The sequence below is a fragment of the Paenalkalicoccus suaedae genome (assembly GCF_006965545.2).
In the GTDB taxonomy this organism is placed as follows: domain Bacteria; phylum Bacillota; class Bacilli; order Bacillales; family Salisediminibacteriaceae; genus Paenalkalicoccus; species Paenalkalicoccus suaedae.
The window spans coordinates 567265-585958 of record NZ_CP041372.2 but is presented as its reverse complement, the minus strand read 5'-3'; the positions used below and the strand labels follow the sequence as shown (position 1 = coordinate 585958).

Annotated in this window: 20 protein-coding genes; 4 read left to right on the top strand and 16 right to left on the bottom strand. The window is 44.2% G+C overall.

What is annotated here, in order from left to right; genetic code table 11:
* Positions 1 to 15: 15 nt before the first annotated feature.
* Entirely contained in the window at positions 16 to 243 is a 228-nt protein-coding gene (locus FLK61_RS03445; RefSeq protein WP_176008138.1) for a hypothetical protein, read from the bottom strand.
* Between the two features lie 33 nt (positions 244 to 276).
* Complete coding sequence (locus FLK61_RS03440; protein ID WP_176008137.1) at positions 277 to 603, bottom strand: ArsR/SmtB family transcription factor; 327 nt, start codon at positions 601 to 603, stop codon at positions 277 to 279.
* 157 nt (positions 604 to 760) lie between these two features.
* Here FLK61_RS03440 and FLK61_RS03435 point away from each other — a divergent pair, with 157 nt between their 5' ends.
* Positions 761 to 1558: a YihY/virulence factor BrkB family protein gene (locus FLK61_RS03435; protein WP_176008136.1), complete on the top strand. Its 798-nt coding sequence runs from the start codon at positions 761 to 763 to the stop codon at positions 1556 to 1558.
* A gap of 42 nt (positions 1559 to 1600) precedes the next feature.
* Here FLK61_RS03435 and trhA read toward each other — a convergent pair whose 3' ends face one another.
* Positions 1601 to 2242 carry a PAQR family membrane homeostasis protein TrhA gene (gene trhA, locus FLK61_RS03430; RefSeq protein ID WP_176008135.1) on the bottom strand — a complete coding sequence of 214 codons (642 nt, stop codon included), beginning with the start codon at positions 2240 to 2242 and terminating at the stop codon, positions 1601 to 1603.
* Positions 2243 to 2377: 135 nt separating this feature from the next.
* Between trhA and FLK61_RS03425 the strand changes: the two genes are divergently transcribed.
* Both FLK61_RS03425 and FLK61_RS03420 read left to right on the top strand, forming a co-directional pair.
* The gene (locus FLK61_RS03425) at positions 2378 to 2938 is read left to right on the top strand and encodes a DUF1836 domain-containing protein (RefSeq protein WP_176008134.1); all 561 of its coding nucleotides are present in this window, start codon (positions 2378 to 2380) and stop codon (positions 2936 to 2938) included.
* 138 nt (positions 2939 to 3076) lie between these two features.
* On the top strand, positions 3077 to 3421 hold the full coding sequence (locus FLK61_RS03420; RefSeq protein ID WP_176008133.1) for a YflT domain-containing protein: 345 nt from the start codon (positions 3077 to 3079) through the stop codon (positions 3419 to 3421).
* 730 nt (positions 3422 to 4151) lie between these two features.
* Here FLK61_RS03420 and FLK61_RS03415 read toward each other — a convergent pair.
* The gene (locus FLK61_RS03415; protein WP_176008132.1) at positions 4152 to 4748 is read right to left on the bottom strand and encodes a trimeric intracellular cation channel family protein; all 597 of its coding nucleotides are present in this window, start codon (positions 4746 to 4748) and stop codon (positions 4152 to 4154) included.
* 489 nt (positions 4749 to 5237) lie between these two features.
* The gene (locus tag FLK61_RS03410; protein WP_176008131.1) at positions 5238 to 5759 is read right to left on the bottom strand and encodes a type 1 glutamine amidotransferase domain-containing protein; all 522 of its coding nucleotides are present in this window, start codon (positions 5757 to 5759) and stop codon (positions 5238 to 5240) included.
* A 250-nt stretch (positions 5760 to 6009) separates the two neighbouring features.
* On the opposite strand from FLK61_RS03410, the gene FLK61_RS03405 reads away from it, so the two are divergent.
* A complete protein-coding gene (locus tag FLK61_RS03405) occupies positions 6010 to 6447 on the top strand; it encodes a VOC family protein (RefSeq protein ID WP_176008130.1) in 438 nt (145 codons plus the stop codon).
* A gap of 71 nt (positions 6448 to 6518) precedes the next feature.
* On the opposite strand, the gene FLK61_RS03400 is transcribed toward FLK61_RS03405, so the two are convergent.
* The 11 genes from FLK61_RS03400 to FLK61_RS03350 form a co-directional block, all read right to left on the bottom strand.
* Positions 6519 to 7739 carry an ABC transporter permease gene (locus FLK61_RS03400; protein WP_176008129.1) on the bottom strand — a complete coding sequence of 407 codons (1221 nt, stop codon included), beginning with the start codon at positions 7737 to 7739 and terminating at the stop codon, positions 6519 to 6521.
* The gene (locus FLK61_RS03395) at positions 7732 to 8655 is read right to left on the bottom strand and encodes an ABC transporter ATP-binding protein (protein WP_176008128.1); all 924 of its coding nucleotides are present in this window, start codon (positions 8653 to 8655) and stop codon (positions 7732 to 7734) included. Before FLK61_RS03395 ends, FLK61_RS03400 begins: the two co-directional genes overlap by 8 nt.
* A 248-nt stretch (positions 8656 to 8903) precedes the next feature.
* Complete coding sequence (locus FLK61_RS03390) at positions 8904 to 9701, bottom strand: superoxide dismutase (protein WP_176008127.1); 798 nt, start codon at positions 9699 to 9701, stop codon at positions 8904 to 8906.
* A 144-nt stretch (positions 9702 to 9845) separates the two neighbouring features.
* The gene (locus FLK61_RS03385; protein WP_176008126.1) at positions 9846 to 11252 is read right to left on the bottom strand and encodes a Glu/Leu/Phe/Val family dehydrogenase; all 1407 of its coding nucleotides are present in this window, start codon (positions 11250 to 11252) and stop codon (positions 9846 to 9848) included.
* A 60-nt stretch (positions 11253 to 11312) separates the two neighbouring features.
* A complete protein-coding gene (locus tag FLK61_RS03380) occupies positions 11313 to 11876 on the bottom strand; it encodes a UbiX family flavin prenyltransferase (protein ID WP_176008125.1) in 564 nt (187 codons plus the stop codon).
* A 71-nt stretch (positions 11877 to 11947) separates the two neighbouring features.
* Positions 11948 to 12886 carry a YndJ family transporter gene (locus tag FLK61_RS03375; RefSeq protein WP_176008124.1) on the bottom strand — a complete coding sequence of 313 codons (939 nt, stop codon included), beginning with the start codon at positions 12884 to 12886 and terminating at the stop codon, positions 11948 to 11950.
* An 88-nt stretch (positions 12887 to 12974) separates the two neighbouring features.
* Positions 12975 to 13694, bottom strand: a complete 720-nt coding sequence (locus FLK61_RS03370; RefSeq protein ID WP_176008123.1) for a GntR family transcriptional regulator — start codon at positions 13692 to 13694, stop codon at positions 12975 to 12977.
* A 545-nt stretch (positions 13695 to 14239) separates the two neighbouring features.
* Positions 14240 to 15589, bottom strand: a complete 1350-nt coding sequence (locus FLK61_RS03365) for an ABC transporter substrate-binding protein (protein WP_176011121.1) — start codon at positions 15587 to 15589, stop codon at positions 14240 to 14242.
* 57 nt (positions 15590 to 15646) lie between these two features.
* A complete protein-coding gene (locus tag FLK61_RS03360) occupies positions 15647 to 16453 on the bottom strand; it encodes a carbohydrate ABC transporter permease (protein ID WP_176008122.1) in 807 nt (268 codons plus the stop codon).
* The gene (locus tag FLK61_RS03355) at positions 16450 to 17391 is read right to left on the bottom strand and encodes a carbohydrate ABC transporter permease (RefSeq protein ID WP_176011120.1); all 942 of its coding nucleotides are present in this window, start codon (positions 17389 to 17391) and stop codon (positions 16450 to 16452) included. The genes FLK61_RS03360 and FLK61_RS03355 overlap by 4 nt, the downstream gene beginning before the upstream one ends.
* 14 nt (positions 17392 to 17405) lie before the next feature.
* The gene (locus FLK61_RS03350; RefSeq protein ID WP_176008121.1) at positions 17406 to 18524 is read right to left on the bottom strand and encodes an ABC transporter ATP-binding protein; all 1119 of its coding nucleotides are present in this window, start codon (positions 18522 to 18524) and stop codon (positions 17406 to 17408) included.
* Positions 18525 to 18694 lie beyond the last annotated feature (170 nt).

Sequence of the window (18694 nt, the reverse complement as noted above, 5' to 3'; positions counted from 1 at the left end):
GTTCATTTCATCACGTTAGTCCACTTCTTTTAACATATCCTCAATATGTGTTAATCGCTTTTTCATGTCGTTTAGCTCCTGCGCCTGCTGTTGTCTATGCGCATCGTTTTCTTTTTCTAATCTCAATCTCTCCTCAGAGCGATTGTTCACCTTTCGAACAACGATTAACACATATATTAAAATTGCCACAGGGATGATTAAAACGCTCAACGCAAGCAGCTGATATATCATGTTAAAAACCATTATAATTCCCCCTAATATAGTTTATTTAAAAGCTTACTCCTTTCTTTTCTTTTTCATCGTTAAACTCTCCGCTGTATGAGCAATTAAGTCTTCATTTAACGCAATATGAAAGGAGTTCAATTCAAAGTACTTCATTGCTTTTCCACTATCCGAAATTTCGTGATGGCCTTTAATAAGATCGACCTCTTCTAATTTTTGCAGATGGAGATAAAGCAATGGTCTACTTATTCCTAATTCCCTTGCAAGCTGACTCACATATTGCTTTTCTTGCTTTAGTACAGCGATAATCTTAAGTCGATAAGGATTAGACAATGCTTCTAGAACTTTTAATAAGTGATCGCCTGAATGTATGTTTGTCATATGTAAGTATTTTATTACACGTGACAAAATAAAGCAACAAAAATTCATAGATTTACCAATTTTCCTTCCACATACACCCTTACTTAAAAACGCATGATATATAACTAGCGTACTTATCGCTCGAGGCGTATAATACGCGTATTAGGAGTGAACAATCATGGTAAAATCTTTGTCTAAACGATTTATGCAACACAATTTAATTGATTTAGGAGCACAGTGCGCGTACTTTTTCCTGCTATCTATTTTTCCCTTTTTACTATTTAGTGTCAGCCTGCTTTCGTTTCTGCCGTTTTCTTTCGTGGATATCTATGTCCTGCTCGCAACCTATGTGCCAGCCGGCGTGTTACAGGTCATCGAATCGCAGTGGAACGTGATCACCAACAACCAGCGCACCGGCATCCTCTCGTTAGGGGCCTTCTTTACTCTTTGGACCGCCTCGCTCGCGCTAAATTCAATCTTACGATCACTAAACCTAGCCTACGACGTGACAGAAGATCGGGGCTTCGTGGTCGACCGTTTGATTGCTCTTGGTCTCACTTTTGGGATGTTTTTTATTATTATCATGGCTCTTCTCTTTCAGGTAGTAGGCTCTGCCGTTCGAGACTTTTTTAATCTCAACTTAATTTTATTTAACTTCGACATACTACGATGGCTACTTAGTAGCTCGATTATCTTTATTGTCTTTTTAATTCTCTATTATATTGGACCAAACATCCGACTTCGCTTTAAAGAAATTTATGTAGGTGCCATCTTTGCTACTATTGGCTGGCAGGCTGTATCGTGGCTATTTTCTTACTACTTAACAGGCTTCGCCAACTTTTCGGCAACGTATGGAACCATCGGAACAGTTATTGCTCTCATGGTCTGGTTCCATTTAACCTCCCTCATCATCCTATTAGGAGGCGAAATTAACGCCATTTTAAAAGATAAATGGGATGGAGCAAAAACAACCTAGTAAAACCCCCTTCTGCCAAGAGGCAAAAGGGGGTTTTCTTATTTATTGGACAGACAGTAAGGAAAGTACAGCGATAAAGTGCGTCACCGTTCCTGCTAATACGAAAAGGTGCCAGACTGCGTGGTGATATTTAAAGCCTCTCCACATATAGAATATGGCTCCAAACGTATAAAGAATTCCCCCTGCTACTAGGTACGTAATCCCACTTGGAGGAAGCACCGCGGAGATAGCGTTCCACGCGAAAACAATCTGCCAACCAAGTACGATGTAACCAATTGTAGAGATGAACATATATTTTTTTACAAAAAAGCATTTAAGTATGGTGCCGATGATCGCGAATCCCCAGACGATGCCAAACAAGGTCCATCCGAGCCAGCCTTGGACGGCGATGAATAGGAATGGTGTGTAGGTCCCTGCGATAAAAAAGTAGATGGATGCGTGATCCATGACTTCCAATACATCCTTGCTACGTCCCTGCGGCAATGCATGGAGGAGCGTCGAGGAGAGATATAGGAGGAGCATCGACACAGCAAAGATCGTAAAGCTTACGACGTGCCAGGTTGTGCCTTGTGCCGCCGCATATATTGGTAATAGAATAACCGCAACAATACTAAATAGGACCCCTACTCCATGGATGGCCGAGTTCAAAATTTCTTCTTCTTTTGAAAACATGTGAGTGCTCATCTATATCCTCCTCATTAATAGAAACGTTATAATGTAGTTTTAATAACTACTTATAATGATATACATGTAATATATGCTAGTCAAGTGATCTGTGTGTTAAAATAGTGAATAATTAGTGAAGAGGGGGACATACGTATGTCTTTGACGAAATATGTGCAAAATTTGCCTGTGGACGAACACATTGAGATGGAGAAGATCCCGGAGCTTGATCTGTATATGGATCAGGTTATTCAGCTATTTGACTTAGCGTTCCACAACCTGAAGCGTGATGAAAAAGAGAAGATAATTACTAAAACGATGATCAATAACTATGCGAAGGGAGACCTTATTTTCCCCATAAAAAATAAGCGTTATACGCGCGAACACATTATGATTATTGGTCTTATTTATGAGCTTAAGGGGACGCTTGCGCTTAAGGATATTGAGCGTACGCTCACACATGTTCATTTAACTGGTAATGCAAAGAAAGAGACGATCTCCTCGTTTTATAAGGATTATTTAGATATTGCAAAGCGAAATGCGGAGCATGTAAAAGAGGATATGACGGAGCACGCTCGTGAGCTTGAGGAGCAGCTAGCGCACCTCGATCCTTATGTACAGCAAGTGTTACTTATTTTGAGTTTTGTCCACCAAAGTAATTTATATCGTAAGGCTGCTGAGATGCTCATTGATACACTTCCTGAAAAAACAAAATAGAAAAATGTTTAGCATTCCTCAATATCGGTAAATAGATAGGTGTGGCAGTTATGGATATCCAACTTATCACTTTCTTTCAAATCATTAACGTTTTGAAAGACCACAAAAAAAACTACTATTTTGGAGGAATGATTAATAATGAATCCACTTTACAAAGAGTTTACAAATGATGAGCAAGCTGTTGCGGCAATCGACGCAATGAAAGCGAAGGGTATTTCTGAAGATGACATCTATGTCGTTACACACGATGATGATCGCACAGATCGCGTTGCAGACAATGCAGATGCCAATACTGTCGGAGTATCTGAGCAAGGCTTAGGTACAGCTGCTAAAAACCTTTTCCGTAAAAAAGGCGATGAGTTACGCGCTCAATTCCAAGAGCTAGGATTTACAGTAGAAAAAGCAGAAGAATTAGAAGACCACCTAGACCAAGGTAAAATCGTCGTAGTCGTGCAAAACGCACCAGACGGACTAGACTTTTAATAAAACATATAGATACACGAAAAGCCCTCCAGCGCTGGAGGGCTTTTCTTTATGATGGGTGGGATGGTGATGGTGGGAAGGACCGGACATGGAAATGCAGACGACCAAGGGGGAAATGCAGACTACGCGTCTTTTAATGCACACCAGCATGAGGTAAATACACATCGCGGCCCACGAAATGCACATCGTAAAATTAATGCACACAGGAAAGGGGTAAATGCAGACAGCACGTCATAGAATGCACACTGGCATAGGGGAAATGCACGTCGCGGTCACCGGAATGCACATCATCAAAATTAATGCACACGAACAAGGGTGAATTGCAGACTGCGCGACCTTAAATGCACACCAGCATGAGGTAAATGCACGCCGCGGACACCGGAATGCACATCGCCAAAATTAATGCACACGAACAAGGGTGAATTGCAGACTGCGCGACCTTAAATGCACACCAGCATGAGGTAAATGCACGTCGCGGATACCGGAATGCACATCATCAAAATTAATGCACACGAACAAGGGTGAATTGCAGACTGCGCGACCTTAAATGCACACCAGCATGAGGTAAATGCACGTCGCGGATACCGGAATGCACATCACCACTTCAGCAACCAAAATACCATGTAAAACTAGCCCACCACTAAGTGCACCTCCACGCAAAAGGGCTAGGACAGATAATTCCCTCGTCCTAGCCTCTACAACCAATATTATGCATCTCCGAATAACTGATCTAAACAGCCCGATTCGGCAATCTCCAGTTGTAATACACGCTGCACAGCCGGAGCACAACAACTAAGATAACAATCGCAAGGAGCTCCGCTGGCCCCGTTAAGATACCAAGCCCTACGATGACTCCTGGAATGAGGGTCCATGCGATATAAATCTCTTTCTGAAGAAACAACGGCTTCCGCCCTGCCAGAACGTCACGGATCATCCCGCCACCCGTCCCAGTTAATGCCGCAGCCGCAATACAAGCGCTAAGCGGCAGTCCCATCGACTGTGCAAACAACGCCCCCTGCACAGAGAATGCACCAAGTCCGATCGCATCAAAGAAGATCCCTCGTCGCAGTAACGTCCATCGAAGTATTTTTGGAAAGACAAATGCAATCGACATCACCACAAAAGCAACTGTAAATAGCGGCCCCTGATCCCATAGCGCTGATACCGGCAGGCCTATGAGCAAATTACGCACAGCTCCCCCACCAAACGCCGTTATAAATCCTAATATATAAACGCCCATTAAGTCGTATCGTTCCTCCATCGCCACCAGAACGCCACTGAGCGCGAATGCAATCGTACCAATTACGTTAAGCACCTCAAACATCACATTATCCTTCTTTCTACCATCTGTTTACACGCATCTTTAATCCTCCTCTATTCTTATAGAAACATGGATGAGTGTCAAGCACGATGTGACAGATTTCCTGACGATGCTCGTGAGAGAAAACGAGTAACTACTTTCCATAGACAAACTGTTACAAAAATTATATTGCCCAACTGCCACATTTCGGACCCCACGTGGAAGTAGCAACTGGTAGCTTCCCATGTTTTTTCGGATAACTAATGAGCATTTCCGTATAAGCGCATCACTTTTACGGATTACTTCAGCCCGTTTCCGGATAACCTTTCAATGCGAACGGATAACCTATCCCCTCAAGCAGATAACGTTAGCAAGCAAACGGTAAACCTTACGACTTTAACGGATAACTGCACCGCATTCTCGGATAACTTCAACACTTTTACGGATAACCGCATCCTCATCTTAAATCCGCACAAAAAAACACGCCAATAGGCGTGTTTTAAGTTATCCTCATAATTAGGACGTGTATTTGGATAATACTTTTGTGATTGTCTTATTGAATGCTGGTAGGTCGTCAGGTGTGCGACTTGTTACAATGTTACCGCATACGACGACTTCTTCGTCGAAGAAGTTAGCTCCAGCGTGACGAAGATCCGTTTGAATGGACTTAAATCCAGTTACCTTACGGCCATGTAAAACATCCGCAGTAATAAGTAATTGTGGTCCGTGGCAAATAGTTAGAATTGGCTTGTCCGTTAAGACGAAGTACTTTGCGAATTCTACAAAACGATCGTCGCCTCTTAATAAGTCTGGTGAAAAGCCGCCTGGAATAAATAGTGCATCAAAATCATTTGGCTTTACGTCAGCGATCGAAACATCCGTTGTCACAGTTGTTTCGCCCTGCTTGCCTGTGATTTCTTTACCCTTTTCGAATCCGATAACGACTACTTCGTGTCCACCGTTTTGGAGCTCCTCTAACGGAGACGTGTACTCTACATCTTCAAATAAGTCTGTCATGACACAAGCAATTTTACTCATAGCGTGCTAATCATCCTTTCATCTGTAAATATGTCTATCTTTTCCACATTTATCTTCTGCGTAAACGTTGGATTAGTTTCCAACCTACTAAAACTAATTGAACAATAGCAAAAATACGTTTAAATTTCCCCATTGTAATCCACCCTTTCGTATAGCTTTCACGTTTAGCTATACCCGAAAGTGGAAAAAGAAAAACAGCGTCAGTAGCACCGTCACCCTATTTTCACCAAACAAGGAAGGATGAACGAGCATGATAATTGGACACGCACACACGGCCTTTACCGCGACAAACATGGATCGATCGCTACAATTTTACTGTGACGCTCTAGGCTTGGCGCATGCATTTAGCGTAAAAAATGAGCAGGGAGAACCATGGATCGAATACGTCAAAATAGCGCCAAAGCAGTACATTGAGCTGTTCCATCCTACAAGCACATCTAACCAACAGCAAACCACCGACGCACACCTTACACCAGGGGATCCAGCGAAGTCACAGGGCTTCCATCACATTTGTCTTTTAGTCGATGACATACAGTATGTTGCGGCGACGCTCGCAGAGAAAGACATCCCTATCGACGTTGCGCCAAAAAGAGGTATCGGCAAGAATTGGCAGATGTGGACACACGACCCTGACGGCAATAAAATCGAATTCATTCAGCCTGATGACGATTCCGAGCATGCGAAATAGATCGTACATGCATGTTAATAAAATTTATTCAAAGCCAAAGAGGGCCTCTTCCAACACAGAGGCCCTCTCTCTTAATAACGCAACCACTTCAAAATTTCTTTAACTGAAGCATTTTTACCGTACAATAAAATACCTGTCTTAAATATTTTACCCGCGAGCTTCATGAATAGCACAATGGCAACCGCAAGCACGGCAATGGCACCGATAATTTCAATCCACGGCCACTCCTCTAAAAACGAGAGTCTAAATAGGAGTACACCTGGTGCAGTTAGTGGAATGAAGGTTGCTACTTGCGCAATTGTTCCTGATGGATTCGTAAGAATTGGTCCTGCTAGCATAAACGGGATCCACGGGATGATAAACAGTAATCCCTGGAAGTTGCTTGATGCTGTTGTATCCTCGATCGTTGCTCCAATCGCGACATAAATCGATGCGAACATCAAGTATCCTAAAATAGCGATCAACACCAGCACGATCGTCTGAGGCACAAATAAATAGCTAAAAATCGGGATGTCCGTACGCAGCGTTAACAGCGGTAGAATAATCGTAAACCACACACTAACCTGCACCATTCCTAAGCCAAAGTAGCCAATAATTTTACCTTGCATTAGCTCCGTCGGCGTCACAGAGGATAGCACCATCTCCGCCACCTTCTCCTTCTTTTCCTGCGAGGCACTTTGGAAGATCATCATTCCTGTAATAATGACAGAAAAGAGGATTAACGCAGCAAAGCCTCCAGGGATAAGTCTTGTAAAGATATCAAATTCTGCAGCCTCTTCCCCTTCAGCAATTTCCTCTTCCACTGGAACACCTTCAAATGCAATCGGAGATGCCGCAATTTCTATTTCTTCCGTTGCTAAGTCAAATTGTTCAAGCTGCTCCTGCTTCATCACCTGTTCAACTGGCTGCAAAAAGCTAAAGTTTGATACATCTGGTGTTGCATAGTAGGTGATTGATCCTTGCGCCACCCCTTCCTCCGTTATAGGGAGAAACACGGATAACTCTTCGCCACGAATCGATTCTTCCTCATATGTACCAAATTCGTAGGTTAAAGATGGGTCATCAGAGAGTTGTTCACTTAACTCTTCTTCTATTCCTACATCGTCTTGAATATATAACGTTATCTCTTGGTCAAACGGATCTCCCGGCATCGAGTCTCCTGAAGAAAATAAAAATCCAACAAAGAAGAAAACGGCAAATAAAGCAGGCGTTAAAAACAGCGAAATTAAAAAGGATTTATTCTTTAAATTTCGCTTTAGCTCCCACTTTGCTACCTTTAATGAATTACGCATGAACAGTTCCTCCCTGCTTTTTGCCTTGCGCTACATCGATAAATATTTCGTGAAGCGAGACTCGTGCTATTGACAGCTCACGAATATCAACAGTCTCTGGTAACGAGCGTAGCCACACTGCAGGCTCTACCTCATGATCAAGATATACGATCGCTTTATCGCCACTACTCTCCACTCGCGTCACAGAAGGGAGCGCCTGTAAACTCGCCTCTTCGTTCGATCCAACCAACGTGCACTTATAGTTTGCATATTGCTCTTTAACATCTTGAATTTTGCCATAAATAATCCGCTCCCCCTTATAAATCATAAAGAGACGATCACACATCTCTTCGACCAAATTCATTTGATGGGACGAAAGCAAAATAGCTGTTCCTTTATTGGCAAGCTCACGTATCTCTTTCTTAAACAAATCCTGACTAACTGGATCTAATCCAGAGAAGGGCTCATCTAAAATAAGTAGCTCCGGCTCATGAATGACGGACGCAATAAACTGGACTTTTTGCGCCATTCCTTTTGAAAGCTCCTCAACCTTACTTTTCTCTTTTCCCTTTAGGTCAAATTTTTCTAAATAAGAAAGCGCACGCTCCTTTGCCTTCTTAATCGGATAGTCCTTAAGCTCCGCAAAGTACAAAATAATGTCGAGTACGCTGACACCCTTATACAGCCCACGCTCCTCCGGCAAATAGCCAATTCGATGACGAGGTAGTGCCTTCCCCTCATAGCCTGGGAAGACAATTTGACCTTCATCCGGATACATAATTCCCATGATATTACGGATTGTCGTCGACTTCCCCGCGCCGTTCGGTCCTAAAATGGCCATGATTTCACCTTTATGTACATCAAATGCTATGTTTGATAGCACTCTCGTGTCCTTAAATGTCTTTCCAATGCCTTCTACCCGTAAAACCGGCTCCATCCTATCGCCTCCTTCTTGTGTTTACGAAACATCTGTGAGAATGTTTCATCTGGTAAGAGGGGTTGCTCAAGAAGAGCACCACGCTATTTGTGTTTGGTTAATATATTATCGTCCATGAGGGAGTCGTTTGCAGGACACCTTTAACTCTCCCCTAACTAGTATAGACCCCTACTAAAACAAAAAACAGGAATCCCCCTTTTATGGACTCCCGCTTCCCTAAGTCTAAAGCTTACAAGTCACAGGCCTCTTTAAAAAGGCTCCCACTGCACTTGCCTCGCCTGCTCAAATCTCTCCGCCACATCGTCCCAATCGATGATCGTCCAGATATTGTCTACATACTGATTCCTATCGGTTTTGTACTGCAAATAATACGCGTGCTCCCACACGTCAATCCCTAAAAGAGGAATCATGTCCTGTTGGCTAAGCAAGTGGTGAAGCTCAGCCTGTAAAATTTCGAGGCGCCCCGCTCGAGGTGCCCATACTAGTAGCGCCCAGCCCGAGCCTTGTACCTTTTTAGCCGCCTCTAATAAGTGTTCCTTGAATGCCTCTACACTTCCAAAGTCACGAATGATCTGACTGCGTAACGCACTCGGTATCGTAGACGTTCCAGCTGGTCGTAAATTATTCCAAAACATTGTGTGTAAGTAGTGACCGGCGCCATGAAAAGCAGCCTCCCGCTCCCAATACCGCAATAAATCATAGTTCCTTGATTCCCGAGCTCGTTGCAGTTCCTTCTCAGCTTTGTTTAAGCCATCTACGTAGCTTTGATGGTGAATATTATGATGCAATCGCATGATTTCTTCAGAAATGACAGGCTCCAAAGCATCGTATGCATAAGGAAGTGGTGGAAGCCTATGACCACCAATCGGCACGCTTCTTTGCCCACCAACCATTGCCGCCACCTCATCAACTAGCTCCGGTAAAGTAGCTTCTTTCCGTAATGCCGCCTCCTTTGTTTGCTCCACTAACGATCTTAAGTCACTTGATCGAACGGGTAAGTCCTCTAACCAAACACTCACCTGCGCACAGTAATTATCCCAATCCATACGTATTCACCCCTCACTTTCCACCGTATGAGAATAAAGCTTACTTATGCATGGATTTATCACTGACGCCAACACACAAAAAAGCCGAGGCAGCCATAGGCGCACCTAAACGCCTACCTAAGCCTCGACTCTGTACATACTCTCTTAATAAAGCTTTCCATGACGATATAATAATAAGAATAAACGACGAAGCGCATGATTGTAGCAGGCGTTTCGGATCGACGGCAAGCCTTTACTAAAGTAGAGACTAAACACCTTTTCGCAACTTGCTTCCATCTGCGCATACATATCAGAGATAACTTCTTGTTCACTGTACACCTGTGTCACACGATCCTGCTTCCACTCAACGTAAGAGACCATTACCCCACCAGCGTTCGCCAATATATCAGGAATGACCACGCGACCATCGTCGTGCAAATAACCATCCGCAACAGCATCTATCGGTGCGTTCGCACCCTCCACGAGGACCCGCGCCTTTACGTCCTTCATATTGCCCTCGTGAATCTGATCCTCAATTGCAGCTAAAATTAGCACATCAACATCCATCGTAACAAGCTCGCCCGGATCACGAATTTCTGCCGTGACATGGATCGACTCCAGCTCCTCCTGCGTTGTCGGCAGTCTGCGATGACGCAGTTGGAACGCTGCCAATGCCTTAATGTCCAGTCCACTACTATGATGTAGCATAACTTGATGGTCACTCACAGCGACCACATGATGATGCAAATGATCACACGTATCCGCCATCTCCGCTGCCACAGCCCCTACGTTACCAAACCCTTGAACTGCAACATCAATGGCCTTGCCCTGCTCGTTTTTCTGTAAGAGAGTACGTAACGTCTCGAGCTGGGTTTGATACACCCCACCAGCTACACTCTCTGGAGTCGCCGCACGCGCCCATTGGTGCACAAGCCATAAATAGCTCCGATACACGCCTCGGCCCGTCGACTCGCGACGACCGGCCGCACCGCCATTCTCCACACTCTTACCCGTGAAAGCACCCAAGTAATTTTGACCAGGATGAATCGTCTTAAACTCCCCAACCATCCAATCCATCGTCTGCTCGTCCGTCCCCATATCAGGCGCCGGAATATCATGCGTCGGCCCAATATCGCGCGCAAATCGCTGGACATACTTCTTGGCGATAAGATTCAATTCTCTTTTTGAATACTTGCTTGGGGTAACCTCAACGCCACCCTTCGCACCACCGTAAGGCAACTCGTGCAAAGCATTTTTTAACGTCATAAGGACGGCGAGGTTCTCTACCTCAGCCTCGTGGACCATCTCGCTATAGCGAATACCCCCCTTGTAAAAGCCCGCAATATTGTTATGCTGAATCCGATAAGCTGGGATCCGCTCAATTTCCTGATTGTCCCTTGAGACACGTATGTAACTTTTAATGACTTTGTCAGGAGTCGTTAATATCTCCATTCCAGAGTGGAAAAGACGCTTCCTTGCCTCGCCCGTTTCATCGGGTAAAAACGAGGCATCCTCATGTAGTTGCTCCATAATAAGTCTAATCGTTCGCTGCGTATCTTTGACTGTCGTCATTTTTCATCCTCCTAGTCAATTTGGTAGCGTATTCATTTCTTTTTAACAAACAGGTGGCTTTTATTTCTCAAGCCACCGTTTTGTTAACTGATGATCAATTTGTAGATGGTCAAGTAAGCGAGAGACTGTATTATCCACCATATCTTCAATTGTCTCCGGATTATTATAAAAAGCGGGCATTGGTGGCGCCATGATCACACCCATACGAGAGAGCTTTAACATATTTTCTAAATGGATATCATTTAAAGGGGTCTCTCTTGGGACCATGATCAGTCGGCGACGCTCCTTTAAAATCACGTCCGCAGCGCGGGAGATCAAGTTATCCGCGTATCCGTGCGCAACTGCGCTGAGTGTCTTCATACTGCACGGAACAATAATCATGGCGTCCGTTTGGAACGATCCGCTTGAAATGATCGCTGCCTGATTTTGAGGAGGGTGAATGTGCGTCGCAAGCTTTTTCACATCCTCGACTTTATAATCCGTCTCAATTTTAATCGTCTTCTCGGACCAATCGCTCATAATGAGATGCGTTTCGACATCGAGCTTACTAAGCTCTTCTAATAAGCGAATCCCATAGATTGGACCAGTTGACCCTGACATGCCGATAATGATTCGTTTTGTCATGATGCTACACCCCTGAATGTACAAATTATCGTTACCTTTATCGTACTTGATTTAACGAAAAAGTCCATTCATTACTCTTGTGGAAGCTCGCGCTTTTTAAGTGGCCCTATCGAATTCCAAACGAGAGCCCCAAAGAACGAAAAGCCAAGTGCATTGACTGCTCCGTGCCACTGAAACATGTCTTCGTAGCTTATGATGGTTGTTCCAATAGTGACTCCAAGGGCATATAAAAACGTTGTTGCCGTGGAAACGAGAAGGGACAGACTGGCAATTGTGATCATTACTTTTTGAAGCGTCCCAATTCGAGGTAAGATAATGAGCCACCAGACAGAAAGCCACGTTAAGAACACCGCGTAAATAGAGACATAAACAAACTCTAACGGCGGTCCCTGAATAACACCTAACGCAATTAGTGGCGATCCAATCGCTGTACCTATTGCTAAATAGCGATATGGCGAGCCTGTTACCCTTTTTTCTCTAACTAAAAGACGTCCGAAGGCGCCAGTTAAAATTGGAATAACAACAGCTGAATAATGATAGTGAACGGCTGTTAATGACATGGTCAGCTCATCATATGGCAGGAGTTGATGAATGCCACCTTCCGAGAGGACAAGCCAAACCCCACCGACGGATAAAAACATGATACCAACATCCATGATTGTTTCTTCCGCAGGAAAAAGCCCACGTTTTAAAAGCCTGTAGCCTCCTCCTAGTCCGATCGCAAACGTGTAAGCAAACCATACTAGTCCAAACCCAATTGACATTGCTGCACTATCAACTGTAATGGCAATGAGTGCAAAGATAGCAAAAGGAAATGAATTCTTACAAAGAATATCTATGTATCGCTCCACTGCTGTCACAGGTTCCCCTGGAATAACTAAGTTGAGTAGTAATGGAACGAGGACTAAGAAGGCGAGCCCTAACGAGATTTCTACGATTGATACTGGTGCAACGAAGGACCAAATAAGTCCCGTAATGATTCCTAATAAGACGTTCACTCGTATGTCCATGCCGGTTCCCCCCTTCTAAACTCTTTAGGTCGTATTCCCTAATTGGGGGTGAAGTATGCTTAATCCCTTAAATTTGCGTTGCGTTTCCTTACCTCTGCATTTCTGTTGTAAACGTATAGCGATCACCACGATAATACGATTTCACATGTTCAAACGGTTTGTTTTGACCAACGTAACTAACTCTCGTTAAGAGCAACGTAGGATCGCCTTTTTTAATGGTCAACAGTTGCGCCACTTTTTTAGGCACAAGCACTGGCTCTAGCGTTTGATAGGCACCTGTAATTTGAATTCCCTGCTCTTCGGCATGCGCATAAAAGGATCCTCCGTGATCTGCATATTCAAGCTGCGGGAACATCTCTTTCACCACCGTAACCACCTCATACGCCATCGGTTCTCCGTCCGCGGTGCGCACCCGTGCCAGCTGATATCCTTCCGTCCCTTCCTCTACGTGAAGTGCCTCCGCTTCCTTTGGACCGATGTGAATCGACTCAAAGGAGACAACCTCCGCCCCAGGCTCCATTCCTCTCTGTCTCATATCTTCAGAAAAGCTGGTCAGCTTCATAAGAGGCATTTCCACTTTCGGTGCTTCTACGAAGGTGCCACGTCCTTTTTTTCTTGTTAGCAGACCTTCCGCTACGAGATTGTTAACAGCCTGTCTAACTGTCATGCGTGAAACTCCATATTTATCGGAAAGCTCCCGTTCCGACGGAATCGCCGTACCAAGCTCTCGTTTACCTGTGCTTATTTCCTCACGAATAAGTTGCTCTAGTTGGTAATACATCGGAATTGGGGATTGTTTATCAATCATCCTAGCACCTCCCTTTTGTTAGAGTATAAGCGATTTATGTGGTATAGACAACAAGAGTAGTTTACCAGGGTGGGAGGTGGGGATTTTGTGCGGTTCCGAGAGGTTGTGCTGAATTGCGGCGGCGTCGTGCTGAAGCGACAGCTCGGTGTGCTAAATTTAGCCTGGGTGGTGCAAAAATGCCGCTAGGTTGTGCAAAAACAAATGGAAGTTGTGCAAAAAAGGGAATAAATTAGGTTATTTACTCTACTACTAAGTTCAGAAGTATTCATCTCACAAGCATCATGAGAAGCTTATCAGATTTAATCTAAGGTAAAACTCTGTCTAAAAGTATTTAGTTGAATAAGGGCACGTGCTACCAAGTACTTTCTATCGTTGTTATCTATCAGCCTGTATTGATTCGCTGTCATTTTGTCATAACCTACTCCAGTTTTGTCATAACCTCTGGGCACTTTGTCATAACCTCCGCCCATTTTGTCATAACCTCACGCCTATCATTAACGCACAAAGCCACGACCTCAAAGGTCGTGGCTTATCAACGTAATTAGTTACTGATTAGCACGATTAGATACTTCAATCGCACGGTTTGTACCCTCGATTGCTTGTGAGAGTGCATCCTCAGGAGATGTGCCTTGATACAACGCTTCAAGCGATGTAACGACTTGCTCACGTGACTCAGGGAACACGGTAATAAGTGCGCCTTGAGTTGCTGTACCTGGTACAGTTGCTTGTAGCTGATCAATTGGTACACGTAGCTGAGGAGTTTCTTCGTGTTCAGTCGCTACGATATCTTCGTCATAAGCTGCTGGGTGAGTCGCAAAGTACCCCGTATTTACATGCCATTCTGCTTGTACTTCCGGTAAGTTAAACCACTTCATAAAGTCGAACGCGGCAGCTTGTTCTTCTTCGCTAATTCCGCTTCCCATCCATACAGAAGCTCCACCGATGACAACGCCGTTTGGATCGATCTCATCAGCGTGCGGGATAAAGGATACGCCTACATCGAATGACGCATTGTTAACGGAATCCTTCGTACCTGCAGACGAGTCCATGTACATCGCTACATCACCGTTTTGGAACGCCGCGCGCAAGTCATCCCAGTCACGTCCAAAGTAGTTAAACGTTCCAGCCTGATTCATCTCGTCTAACCATTCGTACACACGTAGACCTTCTTCGCCGCCAAACGTTGCCTCTGTTGCATCTGCCGCTCGTCCATTCTCCTGATCAACGTAGTCCACACCTTGTGTCGCAATCATTTGTTCAAAAAACCAGCCGTGACCAAGCATGGAGAATCCATACGTATCATCCGTTGTAAGGAGCTCAGCCGCTTCTTTTATTTCAGAAAATGTGCGGGGAGGGTTCTCTGGATCAAGTCCAGCTTCTACAAATTTTTCTTCATTGAAGAAAAGAGCAGGAGTAGACGAGTTAAATGGCATCGAGTAAAGCTGATCGTTTACCGTGTAGTAGCTTAGGATGTTCTCTTCTAGCTGAGTCACGTCATAGCCGTCTTTATCGATCCATTCTTGAACAGGTGTAATAAAGCCACTGTCGATCATATATTTAGTCCCAACTTCAAACATTTGGACGAGTGCAGGAGCAGTTTCTGTCCCGCCTACTGTACGGAATTGCGTTAATAGTTCCTCGTAAGACCCTTGATATTCCGGAGTAATCACGTAACTATCCTGAGAGTCGTTATAAGAGGCAACTAGCTCTTCTAATGTCTCACCAAGTCCGCCTCCCATTCCGTGCCAAAACTCGATTTCTACACGGTCATCGGATCCACTGTTTGATGCAGCTTGCTCGTTCGAATTTGCTGGTTCAGAAGCATTTGCACTTGTATCTTCGTTTTGATCATTGTTGCCACATGCAGCTAAAAGTAGCATTGGTACACCTAACATCGCAATCTTTTTCACAGTTATCCCATCCTTTTTATGTGTGTGTTTGATTTTTACCACTTACTTTATAGCACCCTTCGTAAGTCCTTTTTGCAGTTGCTTTTGACCAACTGCAAGTAAGAGAAGGGTTGGTAAAATAACGAGCACGGCTCCGGCCATCACGAGCCCCCAGTTTGTTGCAACCTCATCTGCCTGAAGACGTCGAAGCCCAATTTGAACGGTTCTGACGCTATCATTTGTTGTCACTAACAGTGGCCATAAATACATATTCCACGTTGTTAAAAAGCCATAAATCCCGAGTGTTACAAAGCTCGTTTTAGCATAGGGAACGACCACTTTATAGAAAAATTGAAACTTCGACAGCCCTTCCACCTGCGCCGCTTCATACAGCTCAAGTGGCACCGTCTTAAAGTGTTGGCGTAATAAAAAGGTACCAAAGGCTAATGCGAAAAACGGAACTGTCATAGCTAAGTAATTATTCATCCAGCCTAATGATTGGATTGTAAAAAAGTTCGGAATCATCGTTGCTTCCCATGGAATTAATAACGTGGAAATGAACAGTAAAAATACTGCCTGACGTCCTCTAAAAGGAACGAACGCAAAGATGAAAGCGGCAAGCGCACTCACGACTAGCATGCCGAGCGTCGTAATGGAGGCAACGACAAAGCTGTTTCTCAAATAATGAAGGATCGGAACGCTCGTCATGACATTACGGTAATTCTCAAGCGTCACAGCCGAAGGAAGGACGCGCCGTTCGGCGATGTCACTCGTCGACATAAAGCTAACGGAAATCGCATAGAAAATCGGAAAGAACATGACGATTGCAGCAAGTGTCAGTAAGGTGTACATGATCGATTTGCGCATCATTGGTAGTGCACCTTCTTTTCGCCGAATTTAAATTGGAGCAGGGTGATGACTAAGACGGCCAAAAAGAGTAGAATAGCCTGCGCACTCGCTGGTCCGAACTGATAGTAGATAAACGCTTCTCGGTAGATCGAGTAGATGATGAGATTTGTAGCCTCAGCAGGTCCACCACCTGTCAGGATGTCTACTTGTCCGAACGACTGGAATGAGTTAATAAATGTGATGGTGATGATAAAAAATAACGTCGGCGACAGCATTGGTACGGTAATGCGTCGTAGCTGATAAAAATAGCCTGCGCCATCAATTCGCGCACTTTCGTATAAGTGTTCGTCGATATTTTGTAGTCCGCCTAATAGGATTAAGAATGAGAATCCTGTGTTCATCCAAATTGTTGTGATCGACACGGAGATAAGTGCCATCGTTGAGTTCGTTAGCCACGATACGGCTGGGATCCCGATTAAGCCTAATGCGGCGTTTAAGATTCCTGTCGTGGGATGAAACATGAATAGCCATATGACTGCAGATGCCGCTACACTCATCCCTAACGTAGAAGCAAAAATTGTTCGGAAAAACCCTATACCACGCAGCTTTTCGTTAGCAATAAGCGCTAAGAAAAGAGCTAGTATGACGCTTGCTGGAACGGTGTAAGCGACAAAAAGCAATGTCACAAGTAAACTATTGCGAAACGAAGCCTGTTGAAACAAATAAAGATAGTTCTCAAATCCAACAAATGTTGTTGCGCTACCTTGTGCATCTGTAAAGAAAAAGCTTAAGTATAAGGAGTAAATCATCGGATAAAACATAAATACGGAAAACAGTAGTAGTGATGGCAGTAAGTAAAGTGCCGCGGTGCGATAGTTAGCTGTCTTTTGCCAAAAGGTGCGCGTAGAGGGTACGCGGTACTGTTTAATCGTCTCTGCTACTGTTTTTGAACGATGCATTGTCCCTGTTTCCTTCATCGTCCACTACCTCCATGGACTACAGCCATCTCCTTCGCAAATAAATCACATTCGATTCGCTCTTCCGATGCTAATGCATCAAATAGAGTGATGTTCGCAGGATCTACATAGATGGTAATGTTCTCTTGTTCGCTATAGTTCCACTGCCCTGGCACTTTTGCTTTCCATTCGTGATCCCCAACGAGACACGTCATCACCGTCTCGTTTCCGAGAATTTCTACGTTTTTTGTAACTGCTGGAATCGCGATACTAGTAGCCGTTTGTTCTAACTGGATGTGCTCCGGTCTGAGTCCGACGAGAATTTCCTTGTGCTCGCCAAGGTTAACTGTGCTTGTTAACGTTATGTCCTTTGTGAGCGGAAGGGTAAAGCCATCCTTTGTGGTCACATTGGAAACATTCATCGGCGGTGCCCCAATAAAGGTTGCAACGAACGCATTGGCAGGGTTGTTATAAATATCTAACGGCTTCCCGATTTGTTGTACCTCGCCTTTTTTGAGTACCATCATGCGATCCGCCATTGTCATTGCCTCAACCTGATCGTGCGTCACGTAAATCATCGTGATTCCTAGCTTTTGTTGGAGCTGTCTAATTTCTGTGCGCATCTGCCCTCTAAGTTTTGCATCTAAGTTTGATAGTGGCTCATCCATTAAGCAGATCGGCATTTGACTCACGACCGCTCTCGCTAGTGCAACGCGTTGACGTTGTCCCCCAGACAGTTCTCTCGGCTTTCGCTTCAGGTACTCCGTCATGCCAAGCATGTCACACGCTTCCAGACAACGCTTCTTCTGTTCTTTCTTTGGGATCTTTCTTACTTTTAGGCCGAAAAGAATGTTTTCCTCCACCGTTAAATGCGGGTATAACGCGTAGTTTTGGAACACCATTGATATTTGCCGTTTATTTGGCGGCATGTCATTTGCCAACGTGCCGTTTATGTATATCTCTCCAGCAGTAATAGATTCAAGTCCTGCAATCATTCGAAGCATTGTGCTTTTGCCACAGCCTGACGGACCTACGAGCACAAAAAATTCTCCTTCTTGGATAGAAACAGATGTCTCTCTTACCGCAAACGTTTCATGGTCAAAGCTTTTTGACATATGCTTTAAGGTAATACTCATGTTGAATCCCTCCCTCTCATTCCATTTCTCATCCTACACGTGAAATGTTAAAGGAATTTAGTTGGATGGTTGAAATAGTGTAAAATTCTTGCATTGAAGGTTAAGTTTATGAATGGATTGTTATATTTTTTACAAATAGTAGATGTACTTTTGAACGATTGAATTTTAAA